This window comes from Kitasatospora sp. NPDC054939, assembly GCF_053610105.1.
Genome location: NZ_JBSGXP010000222.1, coordinates 1 through 9,320 on the forward strand (window position 1 = coordinate 1; position 9,320 = coordinate 9,320).

13 protein-coding genes and 1 pseudogene are annotated in these 9,320 nt (G+C 45.7%); all 14 read right to left on the reverse strand.

Going from position 1 to position 9,320, the window contains the following annotated elements; genetic code table 11:
• Positions 1-181: 181 nt before the first annotated feature.
• Complete coding sequence (locus tag ACWGB8_RS36490; protein ID WP_376642730.1) at positions 182-958, reverse strand: glucosaminidase domain-containing protein; 777 nt, start codon at positions 956-958, stop codon at positions 182-184.
• 5 nt (positions 959-963) lie between these two features.
• On the reverse strand, positions 964-1,182 hold the full coding sequence (locus ACWGB8_RS36495) for a hypothetical protein (protein ID WP_376642732.1): 219 nt from the start codon (positions 1,180-1,182) through the stop codon (positions 964-966).
• Positions 1,183-1,195: 13 nt separating this feature from the next.
• A complete protein-coding gene (locus tag ACWGB8_RS36500) occupies positions 1,196-2,302 on the reverse strand; it encodes a hypothetical protein (protein ID WP_376642734.1) in 1,107 nt (368 codons plus the stop codon).
• Positions 2,303-3,088, reverse strand: a complete 786-nt coding sequence (locus ACWGB8_RS36505; protein WP_376642735.1) for a hypothetical protein — start codon at positions 3,086-3,088, stop codon at positions 2,303-2,305.
• Entirely contained in the window at positions 3,057-3,881 is an 825-nt protein-coding gene (locus ACWGB8_RS36510) for a glycoside hydrolase family 73 protein (RefSeq protein ID WP_376642737.1), read from the reverse strand. The genes ACWGB8_RS36505 and ACWGB8_RS36510 overlap by 32 nt, the downstream gene beginning before the upstream one ends.
• 8 nt (positions 3,882-3,889) lie before the next feature.
• Positions 3,890-4,651 carry a LysM peptidoglycan-binding domain-containing protein gene (locus ACWGB8_RS36515; protein WP_376642739.1) on the reverse strand — a complete coding sequence of 254 codons (762 nt, stop codon included), beginning with the start codon at positions 4,649-4,651 and terminating at the stop codon, positions 3,890-3,892.
• Entirely contained in the window at positions 4,638-4,934 is a 297-nt protein-coding gene (locus ACWGB8_RS36520; RefSeq protein WP_063336321.1) for a hypothetical protein, read from the reverse strand. Before ACWGB8_RS36520 ends, ACWGB8_RS36515 begins: the two co-directional genes overlap by 14 nt.
• A 340-nt stretch (positions 4,935-5,274) precedes the next feature.
• Positions 5,275-5,619: a hypothetical protein gene (locus ACWGB8_RS36525; RefSeq protein ID WP_376642741.1), complete on the reverse strand. Its 345-nt coding sequence runs from the start codon at positions 5,617-5,619 to the stop codon at positions 5,275-5,277.
• A 247-nt stretch (positions 5,620-5,866) separates the two neighbouring features.
• Positions 5,867-6,115 carry a hypothetical protein gene (locus ACWGB8_RS36530; RefSeq protein ID WP_080467411.1) on the reverse strand — a complete coding sequence of 83 codons (249 nt, stop codon included), beginning with the start codon at positions 6,113-6,115 and terminating at the stop codon, positions 5,867-5,869.
• Positions 6,116-6,174: 59 nt separating this feature from the next.
• Positions 6,175-7,233, reverse strand: coding sequence for a hypothetical protein (locus tag ACWGB8_RS36535; RefSeq protein ID WP_376642743.1), 1,059 nt, complete (start codon positions 7,231-7,233; stop codon positions 6,175-6,177).
• A gap of 315 nt (positions 7,234-7,548) precedes the next feature.
• A complete protein-coding gene (locus ACWGB8_RS36540) occupies positions 7,549-8,190 on the reverse strand; it encodes a hypothetical protein (RefSeq protein ID WP_376642745.1) in 642 nt (213 codons plus the stop codon).
• On the reverse strand, positions 8,168-8,416 hold the full coding sequence (locus ACWGB8_RS36545; protein WP_376642747.1) for a hypothetical protein: 249 nt from the start codon (positions 8,414-8,416) through the stop codon (positions 8,168-8,170). Before ACWGB8_RS36545 ends, ACWGB8_RS36540 begins: the two co-directional genes overlap by 23 nt.
• A 50-nt stretch (positions 8,417-8,466) precedes the next feature.
• Positions 8,467-9,021, reverse strand: a complete 555-nt coding sequence (locus ACWGB8_RS36550) for a hypothetical protein (RefSeq protein WP_376642749.1) — start codon at positions 9,019-9,021, stop codon at positions 8,467-8,469.
• Positions 9,009-9,320 (reverse strand): annotated as a pseudogene (locus tag ACWGB8_RS36555) (hypothetical protein); the annotation flags it as partial. The pseudogene ACWGB8_RS36555 and the gene ACWGB8_RS36550, both read right to left, overlap by 13 nt.

Here is a 9,320-nt window from a genome sequence, read left to right on the forward strand (position 1 = left end):
CAATCCCACATTTCTGTGCTAATTAACATGTCACCCGGGAACTGTCAATAATAAAAAATCCCGCCGGATATTTTTCCAGCGGGTTGTGTCTCGGGCGTGACTCTATTGTTACAGATAGAATAGAAGTCTTCCGCGGCTCCTATTCTACTTAATTTTAACAAATGTTAGTATATATTGTAAATTATTTCACCCTTAACCGTTGACCGACATAAATCTTATTCGCATCCGGGATACGATTAACTGTGGTCAATGTCTTAACGGACACACCGAATTTCTTACCAATTTTCGTCAGGTTGTCGCCCGCCTTTACGGTGTAGAATGTACCGCCGGATGGTGCGGCTCCTGATACCTTCAGGACTTGACCAACACGAATCATATTAACATCTTTAATACCGTTCACTTTCGCCAACTCCTTCACTGACGTATTATATTTCTTTGCAATTGCTGTCAATGTGTCACCCGCCTTAACGGTATATGTCGAGCCGGACGACTTGGCAGGTTTCGCCTTCACTGCGGCTTTGTTCCCGACCTTATCGTATTTCGTCAGCCCGTGGGCTTCGATTGTGGCGATAAGCTTCTTCGCATAGTTCGGGTCTGTCGCATATCCACCCTTTTGGATGGCGGCACAAGCTTGTACATAGTTCGTTTCCCCGACAACAGCCTTATAACGGTCAAGACGGTTATAGAGGTTCACAAGGTCTATGATAGAATCGCGAACAGACTTATACGCCCGGAACCCTGCTTTGATTGTTTTATCGACCCCGTTTAAAACCTCCCACGTGCCCATATGAACGGTTCCAGCGTTCCCGATACCTTTTATACCAAACAGGTTATTTGCACGCGTAGCAAGCCCGGATTTGCCCCAATTTGACTCATGTATGGCTTGTGCTGTGATAACTGAAGGTAAAACTCGACTTACACCGTATAATTTTTGTGCTTCACTTGCAACATTCTCCATGAAACTCATTCTTTTACACTCTCCCTCATTTGTTGTCTCATTTCATTTATTTGTTCGTCTGAAGCGGATTCAATCCATAGTTTTCTATCCTTCTGAAATTGCGCCCGCCAATATCCCGGCGGCTGTACGGTTGTCGCATTATCCGGTACGGAATCAGCCGGAACAATTTCAGGATAGTCGAAGATGAAATCCGAATCATATACGAATACTTGTATCATTTCCATTGCTCCAACCCTCCTAGTAAGGCACTGCCGCGTCTAATGACCAACTGGACACGGCGGACTGATTGTTTCCTGAAAAGCCGACAAACGCCAGTTTACCGTCAGTGTTGATATAAAATTTTGTGAAGCCTGTCGTTCCGTATGCTGTTGCCATGACCGCCTTTTTGTCTGACGGTGAATATGACGCGGGCAATTGTGCAAAGTCAACGCCGAGGTCACACGCCACGTCACCTTTTAGCATGAGGATGTTTCCCCAGCGGGTATACTGCGGTGTTCTTCCTGACGCCTTTGCTCCATTCAATAACGGAAGGTTATACCATGTGAGCGCCATAAAATCATTTTGTGTAAACAGCTGTCGCCAACCCCTGAATACATTGTCAGTGTGTATAACACCAATCCATGACGTATTATCATAGGAACGTGTCAGAACCAATTTCCGCAGACCGTTTGGCGCTGGTAGAATGTCGAGATAGTACCAAGAAGCGTCACCCGGTAACGGTAGTTGATTCCATCCTGTCCCATAATAAAAACCGGGTGGTGCGGTGAATATGCTGTCAGCTGAAGCCAACCGTTTCCGCATTCCTTCAGCATCCGTTAATGCATATTTCTGTGAGAAGTTTTGAACCCCGATAACATCCTGAAGCGATAGATTCGTTGTCTGTAAATCCTTTTGCAGCTGTGTCGCATCCGTAGCAGCTTGATTCCATTTCAAACGTTCAGAATCCGAGACGTGAGGTTTAGCATTTGCGATATGGTTCTTCAGGTTTGTTTCTGATGTCGTCACCCTGTCACTCATACCGTCCCACTTGGTACGGTCTTCAGACGATACGTGTTTGGTCGTGTCCTTTACATGAGCGTCCAAGACTCGGCCGAATGAATCAACGTCAGCCTTCATACTTTGAATTTGTTGGTCAGTTGCACCAGTTGACCCACCGTCCGCGGTATCCTCTAACGCTTGGACTTTTTGCTGAAGCGTCAGAATATCGTTCTTTATCTCATCTGACACGTCCATATGGTCAACGGTGTCCTGAAGCTTTGCCATCTTGTCTTTTAAATCTGAAATACTTGTTTTGACGCCTGTATCATCATAGGGCGGCGTCCGCCTTGACCCGAGTTCAATCAATTAGGACACCTCCACGATTGTGACGACTGTCTCAGTATCAGCGACTAGGTACACGTCAGGGCTTTGGCTATGAACCTTAAATGTTAGCGGGCTGTCGTTAGACGTGAGCGGCGCACCTGTAGTCGTCTCGACACCCTGCTTACCCCAATAAATGACACCCGAGTTAGGCGGGTAGATCGTCAACTCTCGGCGGTTTGTCAGTTTGCTAGAACCTGACTTTGCCATTACAGGCGTGACGCCTACACTCACCCCACCAACCCTAAAGTCATTCATTCCGGCTTCCCGAGTTGGTACAGGTTGTGTCGCCGGGATAGAAGACCCGCCGAGTGTGACAGGCTTATCTATCTCAACACTCCCAATATGCTTGTCGCCTGCCGCAAGCGGCGGTAACGCTGATATATCTACGGTTCCTGTCATCTGCCCAAGCTGAACGGTGTCAATGGACTGTGGTATAGATGACGCTGTAAATTTCTCAATCCAAGATTCGACCCGGACTTTTTCGGGCTGCACGATCGCGGCGTCAAGGTAGATTGTGTGATAGCCGAGCGGTCGCGCCAAAAGCTTTGTTGACCCCGGCGCTACGGCTAAAAGATAATTGTTAGGCGACACGCTCGGGCGCTCGTGTACGTACACGATCTGACTTGTGTTATTTGTTATGGCTGAATGGTTCGGCTTTGTGTCGTCAAAATAAACCGTTGTAATGTCGCCCGGTAGCATGGTGACGGTCTGTTCACGCCATGTACTCTTTTTATGGTCATCCCCCGGCTGTTTGACTAGTTCCGGCATTCTTGTTCACTCCTTTTGCTATTGTAGCGGCTTTCTTGATGTGGTTTGACGCGCTGCGTCCTTTCTTAATGGCTTTGGCTCCCTTAGAAACAGATTTGACAGCACGACCACCCGGAACAAAATCCATTGCGGTGGATGCTGTACCTTTCGCAACGTCTCCGACTGCTGGGAAGGCTTTCATAAAGAACACGATTGCAATGATAGCAAGCCCGAGAATAAGAGACCATCTGAACACGCCGAACATGATATTTGATAAATATGATTTGTCGTCAGTGCCTGAAGATGAAGAATCCCCACCTGTCGCCCCGGCTCCTGACGTTCCTTTGAATGTAATGTCCTTATCATCGTACTGGTGAAGGTTGTTACTGCTGATAATGCCGAGAAGCTTATTTACATAGTTAGGGTCTGTTGCATACCCTCCAGCTTTGATTCCCTTCGCATAGTCCTCAACGCTTTTTGCGTTCTTCAGCTTTGACGCATAACGCGGCTTGGATAATAGTTCCGCGTGGGCGCGTATGGAATCTTGATAGCTGTTGTACTTTGCAAAGCCATCCTTCACGTGATAGGTCTTACCGTTATATACTTCGGTCGTACCCATCGTGGCACTTCCTGCTGTACCTCTTCCCTTTATTCCAAATAGGTTCTTAGAGTAGTAGGCAAGCCCGGACAATCCGCCCGGGTTTGAACCGCCTGATTCTAACATGATTTGACCCAGTATGATGGATGCAGGGATGCCAGTTTCTTTCTGTATGGCTTGCGCGTCTTTGATAAACGGCTTTATATTTACGCCCATACTTCCACCTACTTTGTCAGGATTTTGATTTTCTGACCCGGTTTAATTTTGTTCGGGTCTTTGAGTTTGTTAAACTTGGCTGTTTCCATATACGCGGCTTTTGTACCACCCTTACCATATTTCTGCGTCAATTCTGACAACGTGTCACCTTTTTTCACCGTCACCGTTTTGTATTTTGGTGTAGACGGTTTTTTCGCTGGCGATGGCTTTTTAGCCGGGGTTGACGGTTTTTTAGCAGGTGTTGTCGTTTTGGCAGGTGTTGACGGTTTCGCGTTCTTCAGCTTTTCCAGTTCTTTATGAAGCTGGTCATTTTCTGTTTCCAAGTTGCTGTATTTCTTCGCTTGATCGGCAAGCTGTTTTGAAATGCTGTCCTTTACTTGGTCAACATACGTTTTGTTTTCCTTGCCAATATCGGTAATGGTGTCGATTACATCTGACTTAAATGATTCTTGGTTCTGCCCCAATTCATTTGCAAAGTTGTTTAAGGCTGTATCAACGCTACCTTCAATGAGAGATTGATTGTTTTGTAGCTGTGCCTGAACCAAGCTTGAATTCATAGGATTGCCATCCAAGTAATCACCCTCTAATGCTTCAGAAGTCACGTACTGTTCTTCCTCAGCAGGACGCCCACGCGTCACAAGGGAGACTAATAGAAAGACCCCAATTGCAACCGACCCGATAATGACAATATTCTTTTTGTTTAATTGGAATTTCTTTTTACCCGGGGAATGACCCCCGGATTCATGACCGACTTGTTCAAATTCCGCCATACCAATATAAGCCTCCTATCGGATCACCGAAATAATGATTCTTAGGGAAGTTTTCTTCATCTACCTGATTTCCGTTTAGATCGACTGTCGCTTTCTCAATACTCATGTTTGTTACTTTGTCGATCAATGCTTCTTTCGGAACCATCGGGTAAATGAAGTTGGCATGTGTTGGGCGTAATTCTTCAGCGTCTCCAATACCTAGCTGCGCGTCAGGTAGCTCCACTGGACGTGAAAGCTCCTGAAGCGCATGAACCCGGTTTTGAAGGTGATAGCCTTCCATCATGCCGCCTTACCTCCCTTGTAATACTTTGATGCCTGAAATTGAATTGCTCGCGATTGTGCTGATAATGGAAGTCGTAGACTTGGCATTTTTCAGGAACAGATAAATACCAATGAGAATCCCGATACCCGCAATCACGTCAAAAAACTTGTTAACCATCCACAAGACCTCCCATGATTTGTTTTACCTTGTCAACGTTCAGGACTGCCATACTTGCGAGAACAAGTACCAAGAACGTGTACGTTATTTTTTCATTTGTGAACATACCCAGCAGGATAACGAAAAAGAGAAAGGTGATAATAAACCGCATAGACTTTGTAAACTCTTGCATAGAATCACCCCTTTACTTCAAGCCAAAACCGCGTTTAAGACCGTTCCAAAACCCATCTATGAAACTGTCTTTAGCGGCTTTTTTGACTTTCTTTTTCTGCTCCGGCTTCATCTTTTGATACTTTTTATACGTGTCGTATCCTGTCGCTTTTTCAACTGCCTTTTTCGCTGTCTTTCCGGCTTCGTCGACGGTTTCTTTTGTAGATTCCCAACCATCTTTTACAACGTCCATCGGTGTAGAAATGTCAGGCGTCATTTTCTGTGCCATCTTTGACAGGTGTTTGCCGCCATAAAAGTCATCAAGAATAATCCATATGGCTGTGAGCGCCAGCGTGAAAAACAAAAGACCTTTTTCCATGTGTTATCCCTTCTTTTTGCGGCAGATAAAGAAGAACCAAAACACGATGATAATAACGGTGAGAACAAGAATTTTAGTCATTGCTTGACGCACCCCCGATTTTTGAAATAACCATTTTCAGATCGGTTAGAATTTCCCGTGTCTGTTCGTTATCCTTTGATTGTTTGAACATGAACCACGCGAGCATTACGCCCATGGCTCCGTTATTTAATAGGATTGAATAGATTTGCTCCACAAGTCACACCCCCTACACCCTTGCCGAGAATAGGAATACGACAAGGAACACAATGCCGAACCCCAGCAAGATTTGTTTTGATGTAATAGGGTCTTGCTTTACGTCATGCTCTTTTGCTGTGTCCTCATCATCGACAAGAGACATTTGATCTTCAGCTTCGGGAACTGTAGACGTTCGGGTACTCATAAACCCCATGTTTGGATATAAGTCTGCGGCATGGTAGAACATTTCACCTAGACCCATTTGTGATGGTGCGTTCATATAAATCCTCCTTCGTAGTAGTCAAATAAGAAAAGGAGGGAAAAGCCCTCCCGCGTGTATTAATGCAAGCGTGAAAGCTTTTCAGCAACGATTTTCACGCGCCCGCCTTTTTGAGTATTGAAGCGAATCCAAAACTCTGTAAGACGTTCGGTGTCAATATAGTCACGAGAGCCGCCGAGGTTTGGCAAGCCTTGGTTAGAGAAGTCAAACACATAAACCCCATCCGGTAAGACATAACCCAAGTCCGAATGATTTCGGGCTGCAAGTGCTGACGGCTTAATGCTGTAAGGGATGTCGGCTTGGTTAAATACCAATTCCAAGTTGCCCGCAAAGTCGCTGTCCTTCAGCGGGTTGCCTGACTCATCCGTAAAGTAAAACATGAGTTTACGGTAGATCGTCCCTGTCTGAAGCTTCACGATATTTTGACCGTTCCCGGTGAACTGTTCGCCTTTTTCGTTTACAAGCTTCAGGACAGAAATATCCGGCATAGCTTGTGGTACAGAAGGGACGGAGAACGTTTCAATTGTCGGCGTGATTTTCAATTGCTTCAGTGTAACGGTGTCTCCAGTAGCCAACTGATACGCGTCTTGCGCGCGTGCTGTATCAATCTGAAGGGAAACGGTTGTCTCCTCGTTTTGTAGCAAGATAAGACCGACCGGGTCACGTTGGTTTAAAGTTAATGGCAGCGCGACTTGGAATTTAATACGCGCGTCTTTACCTGACGTGCTCGCGGCTGTTTCAATGTAAGATAACGCCCGCGGACTTGATGCAGGTAATAGAACGTCTGGATTCAATCGGTTTAAGCTGTATAGGTGAAGGGCTTCGCCTGACACAACAAAAGGACGGAATCCACTGTTTAATTCCAGTGCAATATTTCTGATAATCTGGTATGGTGAAAATGGTTTAGTTGGAATTGCCGCGTTCTGCGATTTGAGAGAGACAGTCGCGTCAAATTCAACTAAAATTTGTGATAGCAGGCGTACTTTCGGTAGGTTGAATGATACCGTTTGTGCGTCCTCTGTCACTGTCTGTGTACCCATCATCTGCCATGTTTGGCGGGTAGCCTGCGAGAATAGTTGAGCCTTTGCCTGTGCTGATAGTTGCTGTTGAGTTGCCATAAATTAAAATTCCTCCTTAGACTTCTGCCGCGATTGTAGATACAACCGGGATATGATATTTTGCTGAAGCTTTCTTAATAATCCACATGAAAACCATCGTGATAAATACAGTAATGAACGTATGAACTAACCATTTAACCTTCATGCTTTTTTCCTCCTTATACTGCGTTTACTAATTGCGTCACACCGTTAACCGGATGCTTCGTGACAATAACCTTTGTTACGACAATGACCATCATTGTGAATAGCGCAATGACAATCATGTTCTTCAGCCCGACACCTGCAAATTTTCGTGTCTCCAAGTCATCACCTCCTTTAAAGCTTCAATTTTGCTAGTACCGGGTTTTGCATACCCACTTTCCAATACCAAAAATTGTGCCCGCCGGGTTGCTCCATAAATTGCGGCATCCCTGTTGCTTTCACAATCTTTTTACGGTCATCCGGGTTTTGCATGGTGAAAATGAAATAGTGTGAACTGTTGGCCATAGCAATGACCGGAATGTCTGTTGGGCGCTGGGTACAAGCCCAAACGACTGCTTCTTTCGAACGCCCGCGCGTGTATAAGGCTTTCAATTCTTTCGGGTAGTTATGGGCGCTTGGCGCGACTTCCATTAATTCGTCTATCCATAGAATCGTATTTTCACGCTTGTACACCCAGCTCATGAGCGCGTTGTAATATTCCGGCTCTAATTCTTCAGCGACCGGGCAATAGATAATTTTCGGCGTCTCGACCTCGGACACGTCTTCCAATCGGTGAACCACAGTAAAGTCCTTACCTTCCTGCAAGCCATGCCACAATTCCTGCCGTTTCTTGCGGCGCTCGTGTACTTCGCCTTTCGTATCAAGCTTTACCACATGGTCTTTCCCAGCGAGATATACCTCAGCGACAACCGATTTACCTGTACCGGTTTGACCACAGATAAAAACGTGTTCGTCATCGCCAATTGTCATTCGCATGTTTTCCACTTCCTTTCGTGCTGTAAGCTTTCACAACACGCTTCACGCCTTTACCTCTTTTCATAGCAGCCATGATGGACGGTTTCGGGATTTTGTCGTAAGGGATTTTCTCCACAACTAAAAATTCCTCGCCCTGTTCGATAATGTCCAAGTGTTCAAACCAATAACGGCTGTATTCATGCATGGGGATGTTGTAATAGAAGTCACCTTGCTTCAGCGTCACCATACCGGACATAGTCGATCATCCCCTCTAAATGGTTGAGGAATTTTAAGACATCAATATCCTCCGAAAGGGATGAGTTGATGTAAGGAGCCGCCAAATTGCTTACTAGTGGGTTCCCCAGATCGTTCAGCAGGCTTTTGATTAGTTCTTTCAGGCGCGCTTTCATTTCCTCGTTGTTCTGTTGGTTGTTTTGGTAGTTCTCGTTTTGGCAAGACATTTTTCTGTACCTCTTTCTTTTTAGGTTGTTTGGATTTCCACATAATGAATTTAGGTATAAAGATCGTAAAGCACGCAATGAGTAACGCTATATGGTCTGCATACTCACTGGCGACACCCGCCACGCCTTCAGACTTCGCCATGATGTTTGCGAGTGGCGTACATATCTGTTCGGCTTCATCGGCGGTTAATGCAAAGTCTTCCATCCCAGGTCGTGCTGCCACGATCGCGCTTGTCGTCAGTAACAGCATTTTCAGCTGGGATGAATCAACATTGCCCGCCGTCTTTTTCTTGGCTGCGCTTTTCTTTTTCGTGCCAGTACCAGGAGGGCGACCGCGTTTCTTTTTCGGCTGTTCCTCCTGGTCACTTCCCGGCACATCTACCATAACCACCCGAGGAGCGTTTTCGCTTTGCTTGGTGCTGGCTGTTCCTCTTCCTCCGGTTCCTCCACTTTTGGCGGTTCCGGTACTGGAATTTCCTGTGCTTGTCCCTGCGGCTGTTCCTTTGTTCCCATCAGGTTTTGGATGTCCTGTAGCAGATTCTTTGCCCATTTTGGCGCGTCCTCCTGTTCCTCTTTTTTCGGTGTTTCTTCAGCAGACGATTTTTCTTCTTTTTCTTCTAGTTCTTTTGGCATAGAAAATAAATCCTCCTTTTGTCCTATTTCTGTTCGATAAATTAAATAATATAGGAA

Bases quoted from the DNA above. Each gene is read 5' to 3' on its own strand.
- ACWGB8_RS36490 (WP_376642730.1), bottom strand. From the start codon at position 958: ATGGAGAATGTTGCAAGTGAAGCACAAAAATTATACGGTGTAAGTCGA.
- ACWGB8_RS36495 (WP_376642732.1), bottom strand. From the start codon at position 1,182: ATGGAAATGATACAAGTATTCGTATATGATTCGGATTTCATCTTCGAC.
- ACWGB8_RS36505 (WP_376642735.1), bottom strand. From the start codon at position 3,088: ATGCCGGAACTAGTCAAACAGCCGGGGGATGACCATAAAAAGAGTACA.
- ACWGB8_RS36510 (WP_376642737.1), bottom strand. From the start codon at position 3,881: ATGGGCGTAAATATAAAGCCGTTTATCAAAGACGCGCAAGCCATACAG.
- ACWGB8_RS36515 (WP_376642739.1), bottom strand. From the start codon at position 4,651: ATGGCGGAATTTGAACAAGTCGGTCATGAATCCGGGGGTCATTCCCCG.
- ACWGB8_RS36520 (WP_063336321.1), bottom strand. From the start codon at position 4,934: ATGATGGAAGGCTATCACCTTCAAAACCGGGTTCATGCGCTTCAGGAG.
- ACWGB8_RS36525 (WP_376642741.1), bottom strand. From the start codon at position 5,619: ATGGAAAAAGGTCTTTTGTTTTTCACGCTGGCGCTCACAGCCATATGG.
- ACWGB8_RS36530 (WP_080467411.1), bottom strand. From the start codon at position 6,115: ATGAACGCACCATCACAAATGGGTCTAGGTGAAATGTTCTACCATGCC.
- ACWGB8_RS36535 (WP_376642743.1), bottom strand. From the start codon at position 7,233: ATGGCAACTCAACAGCAACTATCAGCACAGGCAAAGGCTCAACTATTC.
- ACWGB8_RS36540 (WP_376642745.1), bottom strand. From the start codon at position 8,190: ATGCGAATGACAATTGGCGATGACGAACACGTTTTTATCTGTGGTCAA.
- ACWGB8_RS36545 (WP_376642747.1), bottom strand. From the start codon at position 8,416: ATGGTGACGCTGAAGCAAGGTGACTTCTATTACAACATCCCCATGCAT.